Source organism: Paenibacillus agaridevorans, assembly GCF_003112455.1.
Lineage (GTDB): Bacteria > Bacillota > Bacilli > Paenibacillales > Paenibacillaceae > Pristimantibacillus > Pristimantibacillus agaridevorans.
In genome coordinates, this window is sequence record NZ_BDQX01000394.1 from 73,690 (window position 1) to 93,404 (window position 19,715).

The 19,715-nt window shown below is 53.8% G+C and carries 23 protein-coding genes; 6 read left to right on the forward strand and 17 right to left on the reverse strand.

The window, feature by feature from the left end:
- Nucleotides 1-3 precede the first annotated feature (3 nt).
- From PAT3040_RS30545 to PAT3040_RS30610, 15 genes are all read right to left on the reverse strand, one after another.
- A complete protein-coding gene (locus PAT3040_RS30545; protein WP_108995646.1) occupies nucleotides 4-417 on the reverse strand; it encodes a phosphoglucomutase in 414 nt (137 codons plus the stop codon).
- A gap of 3 nt (nucleotides 418-420) precedes the next feature.
- Entirely contained in the window at nucleotides 421-1,458 is a 1,038-nt protein-coding gene (locus PAT3040_RS30550) for a baseplate J/gp47 family protein (RefSeq protein ID WP_108995647.1), read from the reverse strand.
- Nucleotides 1,455-1,853 (reverse strand): DUF2634 domain-containing protein, encoded by a 399-nt coding sequence (locus PAT3040_RS30555; RefSeq protein WP_108995648.1) that lies wholly within the window; start codon nucleotides 1,851-1,853, stop codon nucleotides 1,455-1,457. Before PAT3040_RS30555 ends, PAT3040_RS30550 begins: the two co-directional genes overlap by 4 nt.
- The gene (locus tag PAT3040_RS30560) at nucleotides 1,850-2,110 is read right to left on the reverse strand and encodes a DUF2577 domain-containing protein (RefSeq protein ID WP_181376940.1); all 261 of its coding nucleotides are present in this window, start codon (nucleotides 2,108-2,110) and stop codon (nucleotides 1,850-1,852) included. Before PAT3040_RS30560 ends, PAT3040_RS30555 begins: the two co-directional genes overlap by 4 nt.
- Nucleotides 2,107-3,078, reverse strand: coding sequence for an XkdQ/YqbQ family protein (locus PAT3040_RS30565; protein ID WP_087571669.1), 972 nt, complete (start codon nucleotides 3,076-3,078; stop codon nucleotides 2,107-2,109). Before PAT3040_RS30565 ends, PAT3040_RS30560 begins: the two co-directional genes overlap by 4 nt.
- The gene (locus PAT3040_RS30570; RefSeq protein WP_108995649.1) at nucleotides 3,075-3,767 is read right to left on the reverse strand and encodes a LysM peptidoglycan-binding domain-containing protein; all 693 of its coding nucleotides are present in this window, start codon (nucleotides 3,765-3,767) and stop codon (nucleotides 3,075-3,077) included. Before PAT3040_RS30570 ends, PAT3040_RS30565 begins: the two co-directional genes overlap by 4 nt.
- On the reverse strand, nucleotides 3,764-6,253 hold the full coding sequence (locus PAT3040_RS30575; protein WP_108995650.1) for a hypothetical protein: 2,490 nt from the start codon (nucleotides 6,251-6,253) through the stop codon (nucleotides 3,764-3,766). The genes PAT3040_RS30570 and PAT3040_RS30575 overlap by 4 nt, the downstream gene beginning before the upstream one ends.
- Nucleotides 6,254-6,314: 61 nt before the next feature.
- A complete protein-coding gene (locus PAT3040_RS39180) occupies nucleotides 6,315-6,437 on the reverse strand; it encodes a hypothetical protein (RefSeq protein WP_256976036.1) in 123 nt (40 codons plus the stop codon).
- A 44-nt stretch (nucleotides 6,438-6,481) separates the two neighbouring features.
- Entirely contained in the window at nucleotides 6,482-6,901 is a 420-nt protein-coding gene (locus PAT3040_RS30580; protein WP_108995651.1) for a phage tail assembly chaperone, read from the reverse strand.
- A gap of 39 nt (nucleotides 6,902-6,940) precedes the next feature.
- Nucleotides 6,941-7,399, reverse strand: coding sequence for a phage tail tube protein (locus tag PAT3040_RS30585; RefSeq protein ID WP_108995652.1), 459 nt, complete (start codon nucleotides 7,397-7,399; stop codon nucleotides 6,941-6,943).
- A 1-nt stretch (nucleotide 7,400) separates the two neighbouring features.
- Nucleotides 7,401-8,720, reverse strand: a complete 1,320-nt coding sequence (locus PAT3040_RS30590) for a phage tail sheath family protein (protein ID WP_108995653.1) — start codon at nucleotides 8,718-8,720, stop codon at nucleotides 7,401-7,403.
- Nucleotide 8,721: 1 nt separating this feature from the next.
- Nucleotides 8,722-8,901 (reverse strand): hypothetical protein, encoded by a 180-nt coding sequence (locus PAT3040_RS30595; RefSeq protein WP_108995654.1) that lies wholly within the window; start codon nucleotides 8,899-8,901, stop codon nucleotides 8,722-8,724.
- The gene (locus tag PAT3040_RS30600) at nucleotides 8,898-9,320 is read right to left on the reverse strand and encodes a phage tail terminator family protein (protein WP_108995655.1); all 423 of its coding nucleotides are present in this window, start codon (nucleotides 9,318-9,320) and stop codon (nucleotides 8,898-8,900) included. Before PAT3040_RS30600 ends, PAT3040_RS30595 begins: the two co-directional genes overlap by 4 nt.
- Nucleotides 9,321-9,569: 249 nt before the next feature.
- Nucleotides 9,570-10,538 (reverse strand): MraY family glycosyltransferase, encoded by a 969-nt coding sequence (locus PAT3040_RS30605; protein WP_258235244.1) that lies wholly within the window; start codon nucleotides 10,536-10,538, stop codon nucleotides 9,570-9,572.
- Between the two features lie 82 nt (nucleotides 10,539-10,620).
- On the reverse strand, nucleotides 10,621-11,106 hold the full coding sequence (locus PAT3040_RS30610; RefSeq protein WP_108995656.1) for a hypothetical protein: 486 nt from the start codon (nucleotides 11,104-11,106) through the stop codon (nucleotides 10,621-10,623).
- Between the two features lie 215 nt (nucleotides 11,107-11,321).
- Here PAT3040_RS30610 and PAT3040_RS30615 point away from each other — a divergent pair, with 215 nt between their 5' ends.
- The 3 genes from PAT3040_RS30615 to PAT3040_RS30625 all read left to right on the forward strand — a co-directional run bounded on the left by PAT3040_RS30615 (nucleotide 11,322) and on the right by PAT3040_RS30625 (nucleotide 12,994).
- Nucleotides 11,322-11,714, forward strand: a complete 393-nt coding sequence (locus PAT3040_RS30615; RefSeq protein WP_181376941.1) for a helix-turn-helix domain-containing protein — start codon at nucleotides 11,322-11,324, stop codon at nucleotides 11,712-11,714.
- A gap of 73 nt (nucleotides 11,715-11,787) precedes the next feature.
- Complete coding sequence (locus tag PAT3040_RS30620; protein ID WP_108995658.1) at nucleotides 11,788-12,426, forward strand: ImmA/IrrE family metallo-endopeptidase; 639 nt, start codon at nucleotides 11,788-11,790, stop codon at nucleotides 12,424-12,426.
- Between the two features lie 169 nt (nucleotides 12,427-12,595).
- Nucleotides 12,596-12,994, forward strand: coding sequence for a hypothetical protein (locus PAT3040_RS30625; RefSeq protein ID WP_108995659.1), 399 nt, complete (start codon nucleotides 12,596-12,598; stop codon nucleotides 12,992-12,994).
- Nucleotides 12,995-13,799: 805 nt separating this feature from the next.
- Here PAT3040_RS30625 and PAT3040_RS30630 read toward each other — a convergent pair.
- The gene (locus PAT3040_RS30630; protein WP_108995681.1) at nucleotides 13,800-14,768 is read right to left on the reverse strand and encodes a LacI family DNA-binding transcriptional regulator; all 969 of its coding nucleotides are present in this window, start codon (nucleotides 14,766-14,768) and stop codon (nucleotides 13,800-13,802) included.
- A gap of 517 nt (nucleotides 14,769-15,285) precedes the next feature.
- Here PAT3040_RS30630 and PAT3040_RS30635 point away from each other — a divergent pair.
- The 3 genes from PAT3040_RS30635 to PAT3040_RS30645 all read left to right on the forward strand — a co-directional run bounded on the left by PAT3040_RS30635 (nucleotide 15,286) and on the right by PAT3040_RS30645 (nucleotide 18,817).
- Nucleotides 15,286-16,230 (forward strand): ABC transporter permease, encoded by a 945-nt coding sequence (locus PAT3040_RS30635; RefSeq protein ID WP_214626672.1) that lies wholly within the window; start codon nucleotides 15,286-15,288, stop codon nucleotides 16,228-16,230.
- 16 nt (nucleotides 16,231-16,246) lie between these two features.
- Nucleotides 16,247-17,143 carry a carbohydrate ABC transporter permease gene (locus PAT3040_RS30640; RefSeq protein WP_087571656.1) on the forward strand — a complete coding sequence of 299 codons (897 nt, stop codon included), beginning with the start codon at nucleotides 16,247-16,249 and terminating at the stop codon, nucleotides 17,141-17,143.
- 87 nt (nucleotides 17,144-17,230) lie between these two features.
- On the forward strand, nucleotides 17,231-18,817 hold the full coding sequence (locus tag PAT3040_RS30645; protein WP_108995661.1) for a DUF3502 domain-containing protein: 1,587 nt from the start codon (nucleotides 17,231-17,233) through the stop codon (nucleotides 18,815-18,817).
- 577 nt (nucleotides 18,818-19,394) lie between these two features.
- On the opposite strand, the gene PAT3040_RS39185 is transcribed toward PAT3040_RS30645, so the two are convergent.
- A partial coding sequence (locus PAT3040_RS39185) for a substrate-binding domain-containing protein (protein ID WP_258235239.1) occupies nucleotides 19,395-19,715 on the reverse strand: 321 nt, incomplete at its 5' end.

Below are 19,715 nucleotides of genomic sequence, written 5' to 3' on the forward strand. Positions count from 1 at the left end.
TCGCTACATCTCCTCATCAAAATATCCACCGTCGATGATGCCATTACCCTTATACTGCACGACTTCCGTTTGCACAGCCGATACAGCGGTCTGTAGACGATTAATGTCATCAGCGTCCACCTGGTCGCCTGGCGTTTGGTACGTGACATAAGCTGCTTCGGCACTAGCGAATACACGAATATACCTCCGCCAAGGTGCATCTGCTGGAATAGATACGGTAAAGGCCGTAATCTCGGTACCGCTCATATTCGGACCGGTATATACACGCACAGTACTATTGGCTATATTGTCATGAGCGAGCAGCCCCTCGAATTTCCCATCAGTCATCCTCAGCTCTTCCTGAACCGTATAGTCTGTTCCGTCAGCCCGCTTGTTCAACTTCTCGGGGAATACCTCTATCGCATCCGGATATGGCATGGTCTACACCCCCAATTCGGCGCCGGCCAGAGTAGGAATTTCTTCGTCATCCAGCGCGACGTTGCCCGTTCCGCCATTCAAGGTCAGTCCCGTATAATCCAGCACGCCAGGCACGGATAGCAGCAGAACCCCGATACCGGCAATGCTGACATAGGAAGCCGAGAACGCGATGGATCGGAAGTGAGTCTCGAGCGCCGCAGCAAAAGCGTCCGTAACTGCCTGCAGTGTATAACCAGCCGCCAACACGACTGTAGATGTCACCGTGATCGGAGCCGCCGAGGCCGATACCACCGTTACCGCCGCGCCGATGGGGCGTTTCGTCTCGATTTGTCCAGCCGTCTCCGCCACCAGAGTCGGACTGGCGGGTCTTTTGTCGCTATCCACGATGACGACCTTTACCGTGCCGGGTCCGTCCCATAACGGATACACCTTAGCCCCTCCGACTCCCGCGACCGACATCGCCCAGTCCCGATAATCCGCCGCATTGCCTCCGCTGGAGGGATTGCGTACCCGGTGCAAGTAACGCGCTCGCAGAGCTTCGTCCGACTCGTCGTCCTCGCCCGGCACCAGCACGTCCCCCAGTTCGGCCCGATCAAGACCGTTCACGTAATCAACCGGAAGCAAGGGGCCATAATACGTATTGCCAGCCGCGCCAGGCGTCTCGCATTCGAGCACGAACACCCCGCTGCCCATTTTCTCCCGAACGACATAAATCAAATCCTCGGCGCTGTATCTGCTGCCGATCGGGACGTCAAGCGGTTCATCCCCTCTGCCAAAAAACAATCCTTCGCGGCGCGATGGGGAGGCAAGCTGTCGATCCACGCCGTAGTCCGCAGTGCGCAGCGCCAAATACTCGCCGCTGGACGTCGTGCCGTATGCAAATCGCAGCTGCAAGTCCAATTCGATATACAGCTGTGCGAGCTCGGCCGCCGCAGGAGCAAGCGCATCATAGATGATGCTGCCCTCCCGCTTGTCGAGATCGTTCGGAATGCGGTCCAACATGCGCCCCATAATGCTCTCCATCGTGGTTCCTTCGTTCAAGTCATCACCTCCCAAGTAGAAGAGAAAGAGCCGTGGCGGGTGACGACCGTAAACGTAATGACTGCCTGGTCGCCCCTTACCACAGTCTCTATCCCCTCTATTCCTTCGATTCTTTCGTCTTGGCCAAGCGCCTCTTTCAGCATCCGCTCGGCTTCCATCGGAATTGCAGACGGACTGCGTCCGATAAGGCTTCTCCATTCGCACCCGTAATCGGAGCTATAGATGAGGTGTTGGAAACGCTCGGTCTGCAAAATTTTATACACGGCTTGCCGAACGGCTTCCAGTCCATCCGTCATCCCGCCGGCCCGGCCCTTCTCGAAGTCGATCCGCCATGTACGGGAGGGCAGTTCCGCCCTCTCGGTCGACGCATCGATCGACGCTCCCGTCGGAATCATGGCGTCACCATCCGATCCAACACCACGTAGCTCTGGCCGCCCTGCATGCGAAGCAGAATCAGGCTGTCTCCGACGGCAAGCGCGCGAGCTGCCAGACTTTCCGGCACGACAAGCGCGCCTGACGGAAGCGTTAGTCTCTGGTCGAGCCGGACAGCAAGCGGCTGTAACGACACGACCTGGCCAAATTGCACCTGCACGGGCTGGCCGGCTTCCACTGCGCCGATCCCGGCTTTTTTGATCACATCCAACATGCTCATGAAATCACCTTCACATCCAGCGACATCGTATGGACGGCGCCTTCGAATTTATGCGTGCATTCGTTGACGAGGAACGGCGCATTCAGCCCCTGCTCCTGCAGCAAGACCCGGACGTAGCTGCCCGCCCGGACCCGGAGATCGCCCAGCGCGTCGAGCTTGAGCGTCTTCGACTCCCGGTTGTGCAGCGTCGTAAGCGTCGTGAGCAGTTCGTTGATCTGCGCATCGTTCTTATTTTCGTCAACGGACTGGTAAAGCTGGAGAATGCCCCACTTCGCGATATTGGCGCTATCCTGAGCCATGTACACATCCCGCTTGCCCGTCGTTTGATTGTTTTTGTACAGCACGATCCGGTTGTACGTATCCCCGTCGATAGAGGTAGACATGCTGTAATCCGTCAGCAAGCTGCCGTCCCCAATATAGAAGTCGACCAGCAGGTCTTCCACATTCCGCAGGGCCAGTGAGCCGAAATCGTCGTAGAGGACGTAGTTTTTGCCCCCATGGATTAACGTCAGCGTCAGCGCCTTGCCGCATAGATCCAGCAGCTTCTCTCCGTCGCCGATCAACACGGGAATGACATAAGGCGTCTCCGCGATCGTCCCCGTGCGCAGCTTATATTTGGCTGCAATGGTACGAATGACGTCGGAAGCCCGTTTGTTCTCGAAGGAGTAGTGGTCCGCCGTCAGCAAATAACGGATCTGATCGAACGCCTTGATTCGAATACTCTCCCCGCGCCCGTCTTCCACCGTAAACACATAGCCGTAAAAGATCGGCTGCCCGTCCTTTTTCGCCCAAATGACATCGCCGTTCTGAATGCGGTAGTCGGCCGACTGATTGAGTCCGCCTTTCACCAGCGTCAGATCCAGACTGCCTGCCTTGCCGATTCGGCTGGTCTGCCAGCTCATGCTGACCGCCAGCTCCGACACATCCCAGACGTTGCCGTTCTTGTTGTCCACCCACACCTCGATCATGGCAGCTTCAGCACCTTTCCGACCGGCAGCCGTCTGATTTCGGCGTCCTTGATTCCATTAAGGCGCTGAATTTCTCCCCAGCGTGAACCGTCGCCCAGCATGGTCTGCGCCACCTTCCACAGCGAGTCTCCGGCTCGGAGCGTGTATGTCTTGGGCTGTATCCGTTCATCAGGGCGCTTCGATGACGGAGCAGTCGCTTGCCCGTTCTGTACCGTCATCTTCCGGGCCGAGTAGAACACGTAATGTTTCAGCTTAATGGAGTACTCAATGTCGCCTCCGCCGCCGGCCGTTTCCTTCCATTGGAATGATTCGATGCTGACCGGTGTGTCGATGCCGAAGGTTGAGCCGTTATATTTGAGACGAATGGGCCGCTTGGACTCCATCCATTTCATAATCAGCCTGACGCATTCCCGGGGCGGCTTGTAATCCTCCTTCACCCGCGGTGCCCCGGTGTCCTCGGGAGCCGGTTTCACGAGCTTCGGCCAGAAGGGCGAACCTTCTTTCGGGAAAAAGCTCGCGAAGCTGTACTCCGACAGCTTCCTGTCCTTGATGACGTTGATTTCCCCCAGAGCGGCCACGTTGAACGTGGAGCCGCTTCCGCTCTCCGACATTTCGATGGAAGCCGGCAGCACGGGAATATAGAACCACTCTTGCCGGTTGTTAAAGCTCAGCTCCATCCAATAACTCATGCGTACACCCCTTCCGCCGATGCCGCGATCTCTTCCTGCAACGCTACGGTAATGGCCTGAACCATGGAGCTAACATCCATGCCATTGCGAATATCGCCAGTCTGGACGTTCACCGAAGGCGTTAGCGTGACAAAGTTTTGGATATTCTTCAGCTCCGCGAGCTCACGCATCGTCTTCAGATCCTCGCTGTTGATTTCGACGGTATCGTTTACGCGGCCAACCTCGTCGAGGCGGCCTCCGCCCACCACAACGGACTCCGTCTGCGCAATGACTGGATTAACCGCATTCAGGGGCTGTGCCACTTCTTCTTCCTTGTTTCGCGCATCCTCGCGATCCTTCAGAAACTTCGCCAGATCAGCTTCCCGATCTGCTGCCTTCTTTGCGGCAACACCTTCCATACCCACCTTCAGAGCACGTACCACTTGAAGTTTCCCATCTGCCCAATCTTCTATTGATTCTGGAGAAGGCAACTTGAGATCCTTATCAAACAACTCGTTGTATATCTTGATCAAAGGATCGAACTTCTTAAATAATCCGCCTAAAAACTTTGATATAATCTCCGAAAACTTTTTGAACACAATCAATACGCCTTCAACCATACCGAGGAAAAAAATCGGAATTTGATCGACAAATCCCAGGATCCAGTGCCAAATCCGAATAAAGAAAGCCGCAAACTGATCATTGGTTTTCCAGAGCGAGATGAGCGCCATAACAATGCCAACGATTGCGGAAGCAATGAGAATAAACACATTGGCCTTCATCGTAGCATTCATAGCCGACCAAGCATTCTTGAGTCCAAGTGTGGCTAACCGCTGCCCTTGCTGCGCGACAGTCACAAGGACGGTGTATGCCCTGCTAATGAGCTGAAGCGTATTGTAGGCCGAGATCGCCGCGTTCACTCCCTTGTAGACATGCTCGAATGCTCCCCAATTATCAACAACAAATGCCGATACAGCGGAATTTTGTGTCATGAATGCGCTGAAAGCTTGATTTAATCCCGCCACCTGATCTTTAAGATTTGGCATGGGTGCCACATTAGGAACAGACTGTCCGCTATTGTTCATAGCCCCTGGGGTTGGAACGGCGCTCCCTGCCGCATTATTAGCGGTAAGAGCGTTGTTTGCGATCGCTTCCCGTGAAACTTGCTGCTCGGTAGATTTCACCGACATTTCCGTTTGTTTTCTTTGCTGAGCTTTTTCCTGCTCGGACATCGCCTTAGCAGCTACCTCCACCGCTCTCGCCAGCGGACCTCCAGGATCCGCATTGTTTTTCGACGTTTGCTTTACCTGTTCGGTTTTCTCAGCCAAGGCTACCGCTTTGTTAGCCGTTTCTACCGCTTTTGCTAGCGGGCCGCCTGGATCCACATCTCTTTTGGACGCTTGTTTGGTCTGTTCCGCTTTCTCGAGAGAGGCCACAGCCCTTGCAAGCAGTCCTCCTGAATCCGCTTCGCTGGTCACCGCCGGCTTCGCCTTCTCAGCCAAAGCTGCCGACTTGCTTGCTTCCGCCGCTAATCTTGCTAGCGGGCCGCCTGGATCCGCTTCGCTGGTCACCACCGGCTTCGCCTTCTCAGCTAAGGCTGCCGACTTGCTTGCTTCCGCCACAGCCCTTGCTAGCGGGCCGCCTGGGTCCACATCGCTGGTCACCGCCGGCTTCGCCTTCTCAGCCAAGGCTGCCGACTTGCTTGCTTCCGCCGCTAATTTTGCTAGCGGGCCGCCTGGATCCACATCTTTGTTTGCCGCAGGCTTCGCTTGTTCCTTGGCCTTAAACTCTCCTAAAGCTTTATCCACCATCTCCGCCGCTTTAACGAGACGGCTTCCAGATTCCTTCTCCCCGTTCTCCTGCGTCGATTTCTCTGCCGCCGCCATCACCTTACTGGCCGTCTCGACTGCCTTGGAGACTTGCATCCGGGCAGTCTCTTCGCCTGCAGCCTGCTTTTCCGACTTCTCCTGCTGCTCGCTAAGTTTTTTCTCTCCGCTTGCTTGCTCTACCTTTTGGTTCAGTTCGAATATAGGAATAGCGCTCGTCAGCATTTCGCCAACTCTTGCAAACGCAGGGAGCACTTCCTTCTTGACCTTATCCTCGATCTGCTTCTTCTGATCTTGCTTGTCCGACCCAACGGCTGCAGCCAAAGCCGGGCTTGAGCCCGACACGCTCGCAGCCGCTGAAGCCCGTGCGGTCAACTGCATAGCGCTCATATGCTTGGTCATGCCTGCCAGCCGCCCGCTCGCTTCCCGAATCGCGGCATTCATATCCGCCAGGCTGGATGCCGCTTCCGTCATGGGGTCGACTAACCGCTGAACGGCGCGCTCCATTCGCTCCACGCTCTTGTTCAATCGTTCCGGCGCTTGAGCGTCATAGGCCGACATGGACCGGTTCAAACCCTCAGCTGCCCTGGCAGCCAACCGCATCATTCCCGACAAGCCGCGCACCGAGCCAAGAAGCTTTCTTTGCTGCGTATCCAGCGCCTTCGCCGTACTCAATTCCATCACCACCTCTCCAATGCAAAAAGGCACGTATCGCTACGCGCCTCCGCTCTGAATTTTCTCCTTACTTCCGTCGCGCCGCCTGCTTCTTCTCCTCGGCGATCCGCTCCTGGATGCAGGCGATCATAAACGCCTTCTCCTCTCGAGTCTGACCCATGTATTCGCGCGGCGTCATATGGAATTTCATGAGGGCGTAGTACGCGTAGTTCGCGTCGCTGTCGCCCTCGCGAATTAGTTTTTTGCTTCGTCGACGAGCTCCTCGAAGTTCGTGTTATAACCCGAGATGCGCTGAATCTCCTTCGCCAGCTCCTCGATCTCGCCGGCCAGCAGCACCTTCTGCAGGTAGCTGTCCGCATCGAAGCAGCCAAGCTCGCGAATGCTCTCCGCATCCTTGAAGCTCGGGTTCACCGTGTGGTTCACCACGATCGCTTTCGTAATAGCGCCGGAGTCGATCTCCACCTTGCGGTCCTTGCTCTTGGGGTTGATCTTCATCGCCCGCTTCTGGTAGGAAGCCATATCGTCTGCGCTCATGGCGCGGATCGTGAACTTCATTAACTGGCCCTCATCATCACGGAACCGGTCGGAGATGACGACCTCCTCCGTCAGATTGTCCACGGGATGCCGATTCAAAAATTGTTGCAGTGTGCTCATCTACAATAGCCTCCTTTAATTTGTCGTTGCTAGGGATGTCTACAGCGCCGTGAAAGGTGTGTTAATCGTGAAGTCCTCGAAGGTGAACGGAAGTTCCTCCTCCAACGTGTCCTCTCCGGCCGCGTCGAACTTCGCCAGAAGCACGCTGTCCAGGTTGCAGCGCTTCAGCGTGACCGCCTGCTTGCCCGTGCGGGAAGCCGGGTCCTCGTTCACGATCATAAGTTCGAAATAAAAGTCAGTGCCTTTCGTGGCGTATTCCTCCATAAGCTGGCGGAATTTGGATGTGACATAATAAATCGTCAGCGTGCCGGTTCCCGTCCAGCCCATCGTTTTTTTGCCGATAGACGTTTTGCCGAGCATCGGCACGTCCGCTTTTGTCTTCTCGATCGTCGCTTCGCCCGTCTTGGCGTAGAACAATTCCTCCTGCTGTTTGCCGATCTTTATAATCGCCTTCGCTTGCTTGCCACTAATCGTATCTTCTACATTCATATAGGCCATATTAGACTACCTCCACGGAAATATAGATTTTTTCGACGGCATCCACCGGCTGCACGCGCAGCTCGACCAATACGCCGTCAGTCTGCCCTTCGATCGGCTGCACGATTACGTCGGCTCCGGGGTCGAAGTTCTGAAGAGCGCCCAAATTGACCAGATTCGTCAAATAGTTGACGCATTCGTTCTTGAACAGCTCCCGGCCATTGGCATCGTTGGAGATTTTGCCAATATAATAGTTGCTGAACAATCCGGACAGATCGTTATTGATGGCATCCAGCGCGCGAATGACGCGGTTCTTTGAGAAGGCGCGTCCTTTGTCTGGCGCGAACGAAGTAAATGTATTAATATCCTGCTCGACGAACGCTCTTCCGCCATCCTGCGTGAACAAGAACTCACCGTTCTGCAAAGCCGTCGTTGTCTGCGTATGCGTGTAACGCGGGGACGCGTCCACCGCGCCGTCGTACGAAGCGTAAGTGAGCGATTCGTTCACGCCGGCCGCTGCCGATGCTCCCGCCACCCATGCCGTCGCTTGTGCCGCCGTCAACGCGGCGCCATTCTCCAGAACGACGCCGTTTTTGACGCTGATGACGCCCTCGCTGTCGGCACCGGGATAGTTCTCCAGAACAAGCGTCGCTTTGCGTCCCTCATTGTTCCGAAGCCCGTTAACGAAGGCAACGAATACGGCCTTCAGATCTGTGTCGGTCGACGGCAGAGCCATCGTCTGGAACTGCTGCGTTTCAACCGCGTCCAGATAATCCGAATAATCTTGAGCGGCAGCCGTGCCGTTCGAACCGCCTGCAAGCGGAATGCCCGCGCTGACCGCCAAGTCGCCGGTCGCATTCCACGTCACCCAAGCATTATCCTGCAGCCCCGCAATGTCTGCCACCGTCTGCGCATCCAGCTCCACGCCAGCCACTAACGTTCTGACGTCGAACAACGCTGCGTTGTCCACATTCGTCTCGACAACAATTGTAATGTCGTTGCCTCGAACGCCGCCGTATCGCGCGGTCGCCACCAGCTCGCCGGCTGTCGCCGTAGCCTTTACGCCCTCATTTACGCGATACAGCAGGAGCGTCTTCGCCCGCTTTAGCGTCTCGCGCACCAGCAGCAGCTCCGGCGCCGACACCGGGTAGCCGAGCTTGTCCATCGTGTTCTCGCCCGCTTCGATCGCGATCAGTTGCTTGGATGCCCCCCACGGCAAAATCGCCGGCAAGGTAGCCACGCCCCTTTCGCCAACCGCTCCCAGCGGCTGCGGCGCATTTTTGAAGTTTACGTATACGCCTGGTCTTGTTTTGTTCGTTACCGTCCAATTTCCTCCGGTCATGTTACTCCACTCTCCTATTCGTAAAAGTTTGGTTTAGCCGCTTCGCCTGCTGAACCGTGTACGACTCTTCGTCCTTCAGCAAGGCAGCGAGCTGTTCTCGTTCTCTGGAGCTCCAGCCGCGTCCGCGCAGCAACTGCGCTTTCGTGAATCTGGGCTCCTCCTTGGCCGTCGTTTTTGTCATTTGACGCCCGCCTCCTGTTCCAACGCGCCCATCTTGGGAAGCCCCTGCTCGGATCGCCGCAGCCGCATCACCATCTCGAAGCGGAAAGCCAGCTTCCCTTCCGCGACCTCGTGACGCATATTCGCCGTTCGATAACGCACGCCGCCCAAGTCCACTTGATCCAGCGCTTCGTACAATTGCTCCGCCACTCCGTGCAGTTCGGCCGCGCCGCCTCCTCCATCCGAATAATGGATGGCGAAGCCGAATGTTCGGCTGCACATGTTGCCAAGCATCGCCGTCTGCGACACGGCTGGCAGCTCGACCAGCAGTTGCATGGCATCGACGCTGGCCGACATGTCGCCGATTACGTCGTATGCGGGGAGCTTGGCCGCCAGCATCGCGATCATGCCCGTCCTTACGCTATTGGCGGTTACAGCCACCGCGCACCGCCTCCTTTGTGCCTGTCGTCCAATGGGATTCCGTATTGTGCAACAATTCCCAACCTCCTTTCTCTTACCTCGAAACAAGAACGTTAGTTCGCATTTCGACAACTAAATCTTATCACGGGAATCGCCCCGAGTGCTCCCCAAGTTACCCCCACTTTGCCCCTTAGGACCACGACACAACAAAAAAGCCCCTTCAACGGACGGGTCCGCGAAGGAGCTTACTTAAGAGAATATAAGTTCAAACTATACTTGCACCAGCATCAAAATAATAGAAGATAAACCTAAGCATGTGCTTAGCAGCATGAGTACCATCAGCGCCTGCTTGTGATTGAGTCCCGCGCGCAGCAGTCGGTAGTGGGCTTGGCTGGCGTCCGCCTGGTACATCGGCTTGCCTTGCATAAACCGCTTGACGACAACGAACAGGTTGTCGAAGATCGGCACGCCAAGCGCCAGAATGGGGATGAATAACGACAAAACCGTTGCTTGCTTAAACGCGCCGTCGAGCGCGATCACAGCCAGCAGGAAGCCCAGGAACGTCGCGCCGGCGTCTCCCATAAAAACTTTGGCGGGAGGTTTGTTATATTTGAGATAAGCTAGCGTAACCCCTACCAATATAATCGCCATAATGGCCGAATTGGACTGGCCCATCGTCAAAGCTACAATAAACAGCGTGGCGGCGGAGATGGCCGAAAGCCCTCCCGCCAGTCCGTCCAGCCCATCCGAGAAATTGATGACTGTCGTCACGCCGAAAATCCAGAGGATCGTCAGGACGAACTGCAGGATGACGGGCAATACGATGTAGTCGCCGGAGAACGGATTATAGAATCCCGTGAACACGTTGCCGGAAACGTAGACAAGCACGGCCGCCGACAACTGTACGATCAACTTCGGCAGAGCCGGGAAATCCTTGCCCTTGGTCTTGTACCAATCGTCCAACGTTCCGATGGCCAGCAGCAAAATACCGCCTGCGAACAGCGCGCCGGTCTCCCATGTAATTTCTCTGGAGACAGCCAAATACGCGGCAAAAAATCCTATAAATATCGCATAACTCGCGGTTAGCGGAATGGGTTCCCGGTGCAGCTTGCGTTCGACGTCCTTACGGGGCTTGTCCACAAAATCGAGCTTGAAGGCCAGCTTGCTGAAAGGCGGAATAAGAATATACACGACAAGAAAAGACAGCAGAAACGCTGCTAAATAAAGAATAACACTCACCACCGATAATAAATTGTTAATGCCATCCGTATTATACCTTTTTTCGGTGAATGCTGTCGACTTTTGCCGCAGCCCATCGCGTTCAAGCCTTTCCTTCCCACGCCAGCAGCCCCCAGAGCTTCAATGTACTTGCAACGGAAGAAACGCCGTCGTTTAAGCGTCGGTCCAGCGTTGAGCTTTTTTCGCCGCGTCTCATATAGTAGAGCGTCTCCGAATACGAGTGTCCCTTTAAATAACGAAGCGTGACCGCCTGCCGGGCCTCATCGTCCCGAATCATCCCAACCGCCCGCTCGATCGCTCCGCTGACCAACTCGCATTCCTCCGCCGCCAGCTTCTGATTATGCGCGACCTGGACGGCGTTGGCCGTCCGATTGCCGTACAAATCCTCGCCGTCCAGTCTGCGCGTCCTTTCGCTCTCATATAGCGTCGTTTTAATCAATTCTTCATGCTCCTTGTAATCCTCCACGACCCTCTTTAGTTCCATATAATTGCGAAGCAAGCGCTGCGCCTGCTTCTTCTCATCCGTTGTAGGCTTGGCCAAATAAGTCATCGCGGTTTTTCCGTTCATGTAGGTCCCCCCTTAAGGTAAAAAACAATATAGACTCGAACACCAAAAGTACAAGATACTTGTACTTATAGCTTTATGGTACGAACAAATGATCGCTAAGTCAATCAAAAAGTACAAGAATCTTGTTTTTTATTGCTTTTTCAGCTGCATCATGTACAATATACTTGTACTTTGTTTCCGCAAGATTTTTGTCATCCTAAGAAGGAGAGATCCCCTTGTTCAGAGCCGATCGGTTAACGGAACGCAGAAAGCTTCATAAACTAACGCAAGAGCAGCTCGCGCGACAAATTGACCTGACCAAGGCCGCGATCAGCAATTACGAGCAAGGGCGAAGCGTCCCGCCGCTAGAAACATTATCTTCGCTGGTGGACGCACTGCAGACAAATGCCGATTATTTGCTGGGACTTACGGATGACCCCGAAGCGAAGACTCCCATCCAGTCCTCCCAGGAGGAGGGTTTGGCTCCTGTCTATCTCGCCTTTCTCGGCGGACCGCCGGAGGAAATGGACGAGGAGGAAGCGGAACACCTGAAGCGCGAGCTCGAGATGTTTCGCGCATTCAAAGAGAAGCGCCGCAAGGAAGGGCAACCTTACAACAACCAAGACTAGCATCAGAACCCCATGCGGGTTTTATTTTTGGTCATACATACGAACATACATTCTTATAAGTAGGAGGAGCATTATGGAAGAACTGGATTTCGAGCTGTATCGCCCGACGGATTTGGAGCTTTGGATCGGATCTGTCTATGAGAAGAACGGCATTCATTACCCGGGGGATCTGGATGATCTGGATCATATCGCCACGCTGTTCGGGTCACATCTCGCCTACACGCAGGGGAGTACAAAGGTAATCTTCGACGAAGAAGGGTTTTTCATGATTTTCCTGAATATTCACTTGGATCAGGCGGATCAGAGACTCGCGTTTTTTCACGAGCTTGCTCATCCGGCCCTTCATTCTGGGGATCAGCGCCAATTGCCGCCGGCTTTTGTCCATCTGCAAGAATCGCAAGCGGCGCACTTCCAGCTTTATAGCGCAATACCCTACCACATCCTGAAAGAGCTTGAGCATCTCAGGCACCAGCCTCACTTTCCCCGGTTGATCGCAGGCGCGTTCGGGGTGCCGCTCTCCTTCGCGGAGACCCGGCTGGAACGAATGGCGGCACGTATGCGACAGGAGCACTCGGACCGCAATCTGCGCGCCAAGCTGGCTTCGCTGTCGGCGAAAGTATGCGGCTACGATCATCCGGAAGCGGCAGAACGGCTTCTTGCACAGCTAGCCAGACAAACCGCGCGGAAGAAGCTGAAGAATACAGCGAGGTAAGATGGGCAGATATAGGGAGGGAAGTCTGGTGAATAGGGAAGTGACGATATAGGAGGGAGTCTTGTGAATAGGGATAGAAGTATAGCAGGGATGTCTTGTGATTAGGGATAGAAGTATAGCAGGGATGTCTTGTGAACAGGGATAGACGGTATAGGGAGGGTCCTCTGGAATGGAGATTGGAAAGTTGCATGTATTATATGAGAGAGACGGGGACTCCGGGCATCAGTTGCCAGTATGGGTTATGCTTACGGAGATGAGAGGAACGGATTGGGGGCAGACCTTATATATTCGGCTGGATGCGCCGTTTGAAGCTTATGCTTCCGATGTGTTGGATGCAGACACACTGGCCGTCGCCGTTCCGGATCACGTTTACGTGCGGCATAAGGATGATCCTGACGTGATCGGCATTCATATGCCTTCTTTGAGAACCTATGTAGAACGATATACTGCCCTGGCGGAATATCCCGTTCACTATACGGAAATGGACCGACTGCTGCTGCGCATATCCGATATTGAGGATATGCTGCAATATGATGTTCGGGTGCTGCTGCCATGGAACGAGATTTGACCGCCGACGTGTGAGCGAACACCGCGTGCCGCGATGGCACTGCGCTCCGGGGGGCGCGCGGCGGGAGGCGAGCGGTTCGGAGAGATGATCATCTCGTAGAAGGATCGCCCTAGTTGGGCTTGTCCGGAAGTAGGGCATCAGCTGAGCTATTGAAAACAAAGGGAAAAACTCCCTCTAATTCGTTGGATTGTGGTTGCGAAGAAGAAACAGAGGGATTAGCTCCCTCTATTTCTTCTCAAAAAGCTGTAGAATCCAGGCTGATGGCAAATCAGAGGGCAGAAATCCCCTTATTTTTGCTTTTCTGCAGATTTGGGATGAAATAAGGGGAACTTTTCCCGCAATTGGGTCAGGCCGTAACGTACGGCCAGCTCGTCCCTAAGAGCGTCACTCTACACACTTACACAAGCTTCTTGACGGAATCCTCGTCCCCCGCGCATTTTGCTAATAACCTCGACGTCCCCTTTCCTGCTAATGACTCATGTGATATAAAGCATGAGACACCCCAAGCACTGGCCCAACATTTATCCGCTCTAACGGACAGAGATGTCATTACTTCAGGGATATCGTCGATTTTCGAATTCTAACGGACGGCGCAAACTTTATATGCGTGCTGCACCACTCCAAGTAACCAGATTTGCCCCAATAAGGTTTCACACGAGACTGCGATTCATAGTGTGCAAAGCTGTAAATGGAGCTACAATGGATCATCGCCAGCCTGCAAACGGAAATGAGAGCTCTTATTTTGATCGTATTTATTTCCGGACAATTGCCCGCAGTTTCACCTATGCACAGTTAATCACCGTTACTAAACCTGCCCCACCGACTCGCCTTCCACCAGCGAGACGTAGATGCGCTCGTGCTCCGCGCCGCTGCCTTCGATCAGCCGGATGAGCTGCTCCGCGGCGACGGAGCCCCAGCGACGCTCGGAGTAGTCGATCGACGTCAGACGGGGCTGCAAAAAGTCGGCAATATCGATATGGTCGAAGCCCACCACATGAACATGCTCGCCTATGTGGTACGGCGTATCCTTTAAGCCATGGTACATGCCGATCGCCATCTCGTCGTTCAGGCAAAAGACGCCGACCGGTCCGTCGTATTCGGACGCGATTCGCTTTGCCGCGGCGGTGCCGCTCGCTTTGTCAAAATTGCCTGGAAGCTCGCAGTAATCCAGCTCCGGATCGCCGCGCTCCACGGTCTGGCGCGCGGCCGCGAGACGTTGTTCCGAATCAAACGAGCCCTCGGGCCCCGTCAACGCGTACAGCTTCTTGTGCCCCTGGCGGATCAAATATTCCATCGCGAACGTCGCTCCGGCCTTATTGTCTAGCAAAACCTGCACGATGTTATTGTGGCTTAGCTCACGGTCGAGCACAACGAGCTTGTGCCCGCGGTTCGCATGCAGGATCAATTCCTCATCGGAGAATCGTTTGTCGAGGACGATCGCGCCGTCGAGCATGCCCTCCGGCAGCATGCGATGCGACTGCGTGCCGCTGCAGATGACAAGGTCATACCCGCGTTTGTTCAGTTCCTCCTTCATGCCCTGCAGCAGCTCGCCGTAAAAAGCTCCCTCAAAGGTCGTAAGAAACGCGCCGATGATTCGGGTTTCACGTTTCTTGAGCGTACGCGCAGCCGCGTTCGGCACATAATTTAATTCCTTGGCGACAGCCAATATTTTTTTGCTTGTTTCTTCCGTTACTTTCGAATTCCCGTTTAATGCATAGGATACGGTGGAAATCGAAACGCCTGCGTGTTTGGCAATATCCTTGATGCTTACCACAACATTCCCCATCCCCCTTCTCTTGTTGTCGTTAAATATTATTGCGAAACGTTTCAATTTCTTACTCTCCAACTTAAAAACCGTATTTTTCCGCGAAAGATATACGGTTGTTCGCTTCGCCCAATGCAAGTTAAACGTTTCAATTCATTTATATTTCTTATTGTAAACGCATTCAACGTGGTCTTGTCAACAAAAAATTAGGGTTTACAATCAAAAAGAGTGATGATATATTCTAGGAGAAGCGTTTTCATTCCAATGAAAGCGATTACCCAAAACGAATCCATGACTAATTTTCTGTTCCAACCGTTTTTTTATCCGAAATATAAACGTTTCGATGATGTACTGTGAAAATGCTCATACGTGCTCCAACCCATTCTTGCAATGCTTCATAAAGGAGGTCCAAACGTATTGTCAGCCTTTTTATGAAAGGGTCTCCAACAGTAACCCCATCCTTATTGAAAACGTTGCCAATCGGTCGACCGAACGGTTTCTATCCATGATCAAGGAGTTGGTAATCATGCGCGTCCTAACCAGTCTAAAGCTTCAATGCGGCAATATCGCGCGCGAAGTCATGAAGAATAAAATTCTTTTCCTCATGCTTCTGCCCGTTATTCTGTACTTCATCATCTTTCATTATCTGGTTATGCCGGGCGCTTACGTCGCCTTCGTCGACTTCAATATTAGCAAAGGGATTTTCGGAAGCCGATTTCTCGGGCTGGATAACTTCAAGTTTCTGATTCAGACCGGCGATCTTTGGAACATCACGAAAAACACGCTCCTCTACAATTTCGTATTCCTGGCGCTCGGCAACGTCATTCAGGTCGTATTCGCGATCATGCTCACTGAGGTGGCCGGGAAATGGTTCAAAAAAATTTCCCAATCGATCATTCTGCTGCCGCACTTCATCTCGATGGTTATCGTCGGCGTGTTTGCCTACAACATGCTGAACTTCAACTCCGGCTTTATCAATACGCTGCTTGTTCAGGCGGGACTTGAACGTTACGAATTTTATTCGGATCCGGGAATCTGGAAGTACATCATCGTCGCCTTTAAAATCTGGAGCATGACCGGCTACGGCATGATCGTCTACCTGGCCGCCATAACCGGCATTAATAACGATCTGTACGAGGCCGCGTACATGGACGGGGCGAGCAACTGGCAGCGCATCCGCTACATGACGCTCCCGATGCTCAAGCCGACGTTTATCCTGCTGCTGCTCTTCGGGCTCGGCGGCATCATGAAAGGCTCGTTCGACCTCTTCTACAACCTGATCGGCAACAACTCGGTGCTGTATCCGCAGACCGATATTATCGATACTTTCGTATTCCGCAGCTTGGTCGGCCAATTCAACTTCTCGATGGGTGCGGCGGTCGGCTTCTACCAATCGGCATTCGGCCTGCTCCTGGTCCTATTCGTCAACTACATCGTGCGGAAGGTCGAGCCGGACAGCGCATTATTCTAAAATGGAGGCGAAAATCATGACTTCAGCCAAAATCAAGCAGGACCGCGGCACACTCGCGATCAAGGCGATCAGCTACTTCAGCATTACCGCATTCGCCTTGGCTTGCCTCTTCCCGTTCGTTTTGATGATTTCTTCTTCGTTCATGAACGAACGCGAAATTCTTCAGGAAGGCTACAAGCTGTTCCCGAAAGAGATTTCGTTCAAGGCCTACGACATGATGCTCAACAATTCCACGGCGTTGACCAAAGCCTACGGCGTCACCATCTTCATCACGGTCGTCGGCACGCTGTTCGGACTGTTCATGATGTCGATGGCGGGCTTCGTGCTCAACCGGAAGGACTTCAAATACCGGAACTTCTTCTCGTTCATGATTTATTTCACGACGTTGTTCGGCGGCGGACTGATCCCGACCTATATTCTGATGGTCAAATACCTGGACCTCAAGGACAGCTTGTACGCGATGATTTTGCCCGGCATCGTCGGCGCTTGGTCGATCTTTCTAATGCGGAACTTTATGAAGGCTATACCCGATTCGCTCTACGAATCGGCTACGATAGACGGCGCGGGCGACTTCCGAATCTATTGGCAGGTGTTCCTGCCGCTCGCCGTCCCGTCGCTGGCTACCGTCGGTTTGTTCACGGCGCTGGGCTTTTGGAACGAATGGTATAACGGCATGTTGTACATTCAATCGCCCGATAAGTTCCCGCTTCAATACTTCCTGCAGCGAATGATTAACCAGACGAACATCCAGGCACTCATTAACCAAGGCGCCGTCATCGACACGGCGGATCTGCCTTCGCAGTCCATCAAGATGGCGACGGCCGTGCTCGCCACAGGCCCGATCATTCTGCTTTATCCGTTCTTGCAGCGGTACTTCATCACCGGTCTGACGATCGGCGCGGTAAAAGGGTAAGATCATTTTCGTTAATAGACGGCCCAAGGACCGTTTATTATATAGGGCTTCACGGATTCGTTCATTTACCAAGGGGAGGTTTTCAAGATGAAAGGGAAAAAGCTGTTAGGAGTGGCTCTTGCAGCCACAATGTCGATGAGCTTGCTGGGGGCGTGCTCGTCCTCGAATGGAAATGAACCGACGAATACTGGATCCAATAACGGGAAGACGCCAACCAGTACGGCAGGCACGGAGTCGAGCGGGGTGGACACCTCCAAGGAAGCGAAGCTCGTTTATTACCTGTGGGGCGGAGAAGGGGTCGCCAACAAGGATATTTTGGCCGAAATCAACAAAAAGCTGAAAGCGGACATTAACGCAACCATCGAAGTGAAATACATCGACTGGGGCGATATCGCGACGAAATATCCGCTGCTCTTCGCTTCCGGCGAGAAGTTCGACATGTCCCACGCGTCCCCGGGCGCCCAGGTTTCCTACTATACGCTCGCGTCGCAGGACGCGCTGGTCGATATCACGGACATGCTGGACAAGGTCGCGCCGAAGCTGAAAGCCGCGATTTCGGAAGCCGCGTGGAAAGGCACTATGGTTAACGGCCGCATCTACGGCGTGCCTTCCATGTACAGCGAATATACGCCTTCCGGTTACGCATACCGTTCCGACCTGCTCAAGAAATACGGCATGGAGAAAATCGCTTCCATCGAAGACATGGAGAAATACATGGACAACGTCCTGGCGAACGAATCGTATGCGCCGATCAACGGCAACGCGGCGGATGCACAGAACATGTTCCGCATGCTGGTCGACACGACGGGCAAGTGGCTGAACGCGCCGGGCATTTCGTTCTCCGAGCTGAACCTTGTGACGGAAAGCCCGGAAAGCTTCAAGAAAGTGTTCCACCCGGCCTTTACGCCGGAATTCGAGGCATGGGCAGTCAAAATGCGCGAGTGGTCCGATAAAGGCTACTGGCCGAAGGACATTCTGTCCTCGCAAGTCGGCGCGAACACGAACTTCCAGGCAGCCAACTCCGCGGGTTATCTGACGCACGCGCAGGACTGGATCGGCAAATACGGCGCCGACAAAAAGGCTCAACCGGAAGCCGATCCGTACTTCTACACGTTCGCGGAAGCGAATGGCAAGATCAAAAGAAAGATCGGCGTCGAAAACTCGACGGTCATCAGCACGAACTCCGGCAATCCGGAGCGCGCCCTCATGGCTATCGAGAAGTTCATGACCGACCCGAGCTACTACAACCTGATCCAATACGGCATCGAAGGCCGTCAATACGAGATCGTCGACGGCGTGAAAAAGACGCCGGAGAGCTTCAACCAAGAGAAAGACGGCGGCGGCTTCGCGGCTTGGTCGCTGCGTACAGACGAGTACAACCTGCCGATGGATTCCGAGAACCCTGTCCGCAAATCGCTCTACGAAGAGTGGGATAAAGTGGCCATCAACGATCCGTACGTCGGCTTCAGCTTCGATCCGTCCAAGGTTACGACGGAGCTGGCGGCGATCTCGAACGTCAACATGCAGCTCGGCATGCAGCTGATGCTCGGCAAAACGAGCAAAGATCCAAAAACTGCCGTTGAAGAATACAGAGCAGACCTCAAGAAAGCCGGCATCGACAAGGTTATCGCCGAAGTCGAGGCTCAACTGGCGAACTTCGATCCAATTCAATAATAACTCATATGAGAAAAACCGTCAGGGACAAATCCCTGACGGTGCTTTGCGTTCATGTGTCGCCAAATAGCATGAACATAACGGGGTTTTCGCATACGTTTGGAGTATCCCTGCATGCGTGTATCAGTAACCCCTCTAGCCCCTCTATACATGAATCTATACATGAAAATGAATATGCAACCTTGTCTGAGTCGACGGGATATCGTTCAGAGGGATTCGTTTGCACATGGCAAGGCCCAAACATCGGCATCTCTGCACATTTGTGCATTACTCCCTAATTTCCGAACCATATTGGGCCCCTGTACAGCGATTTGTACGAAAATACACAAATTCTCGCTTCAAATCGTCGTTCGGGCCCCCTCTGAACCAATATTTATGTATATATGTACAAATATACGAAGGAACGGCTCTTACCTCACCATCATTGTGTATTTTCGCTCAATTATTGCGTAAACAGCACAAACTAATCTGCATCTGAGAGCGCCATAACCAAGCCGACACGATAGCAAACTTATATTCCCCCTTAATTCAAAAAAAGGGGCTGTCAAAGTGACAGCCCCCTCTCTTTGCTCGTCGTTTATTCGATGCGCCCGACCGACTCGCCTTCGATCAGAGATACGTAGACGCGCTCATGCTCCGCGCCTTCGCATGCGATCAGCTTAATAAGCTGCTCTGCGGCAAGCGCGCCCCAGCGGCGCTCCGAATAATCGACCGTGGCCAATCGCGGCTGCAAATAATCGGAGATCTCGATATGATCGAAGCCCACCACATGCAGATGTTCGCCGATCCGGTACGGCGTATCCTTTAACGCTTGATACACGCCGATTGCCATCTCGTCATTTTGACAAAATACGGCGGCCGGACCGTCGTATTCGCCTAGGATGCGTCTCGCCGCCGC

Excerpts from the sequence above, each read along its gene's own strand:
- PAT3040_RS30560 (WP_181376940.1), bottom strand. The coding sequence starts at position 2,110 with ATGAGCATGTTGGATGTGATCAAAAAAGCCGGGATCGGCGCAGTGGAA.
- PAT3040_RS30610 (WP_108995656.1), bottom strand. The coding sequence starts at position 11,106 with ATGAACGGAAAAACCGCGATGACTTATTTGGCCAAGCCTACAACGGAT.
- PAT3040_RS30545 (WP_108995646.1), bottom strand. The coding sequence starts at position 417 with ATGCCATATCCGGATGCGATAGAGGTATTCCCCGAGAAGTTGAACAAG.
- PAT3040_RS30580 (WP_108995651.1), bottom strand. The coding sequence starts at position 6,901 with ATGAGCACACTGCAACAATTTTTGAATCGGCATCCCGTGGACAATCTG.
- PAT3040_RS30620 (WP_108995658.1), top strand. The coding sequence starts at position 11,788 with ATGGAAGAACTGGATTTCGAGCTGTATCGCCCGACGGATTTGGAGCTT.
- PAT3040_RS30565 (WP_087571669.1), bottom strand. The coding sequence starts at position 3,078 with ATGATCGAGGTGTGGGTGGACAACAAGAACGGCAACGTCTGGGATGTG.
- PAT3040_RS30585 (WP_108995652.1), bottom strand. The coding sequence starts at position 7,399 with ATGGCCTATATGAATGTAGAAGATACGATTAGTGGCAAGCAAGCGAAG.
- PAT3040_RS30635 (WP_214626672.1), top strand. The coding sequence starts at position 15,286 with ATGCGCGTCCTAACCAGTCTAAAGCTTCAATGCGGCAATATCGCGCGC.
- PAT3040_RS30645 (WP_108995661.1), top strand. The coding sequence starts at position 17,231 with ATGAAAGGGAAAAAGCTGTTAGGAGTGGCTCTTGCAGCCACAATGTCG.
- PAT3040_RS30570 (WP_108995649.1), bottom strand. The coding sequence starts at position 3,767 with ATGAGTTATTGGATGGAGCTGAGCTTTAACAACCGGCAAGAGTGGTTC.
- PAT3040_RS30555 (WP_108995648.1), bottom strand. The coding sequence starts at position 1,853 with ATGATTCCGACGGGAGCGTCGATCGATGCGTCGACCGAGAGGGCGGAA.
- PAT3040_RS30595 (WP_108995654.1), bottom strand. The coding sequence starts at position 8,901 with ATGACAAAAACGACGGCCAAGGAGGAGCCCAGATTCACGAAAGCGCAG.
- PAT3040_RS30575 (WP_108995650.1), bottom strand. The coding sequence starts at position 6,253 with ATGGAATTGAGTACGGCGAAGGCGCTGGATACGCAGCAAAGAAAGCTT.
- PAT3040_RS39180 (WP_256976036.1), bottom strand. The coding sequence starts at position 6,437 with ATGAAATTCCATATGACGCCGCGCGAATACATGGGTCAGACTCGAGAG.
- PAT3040_RS30625 (WP_108995659.1), top strand. The coding sequence starts at position 12,596 with ATGGAGATTGGAAAGTTGCATGTATTATATGAGAGAGACGGGGACTCC.
- PAT3040_RS30640 (WP_087571656.1), top strand. The coding sequence starts at position 16,247 with ATGACTTCAGCCAAAATCAAGCAGGACCGCGGCACACTCGCGATCAAG.
- PAT3040_RS30590 (WP_108995653.1), bottom strand. The coding sequence starts at position 8,720 with ATGACCGGAGGAAATTGGACGGTAACGAACAAAACAAGACCAGGCGTA.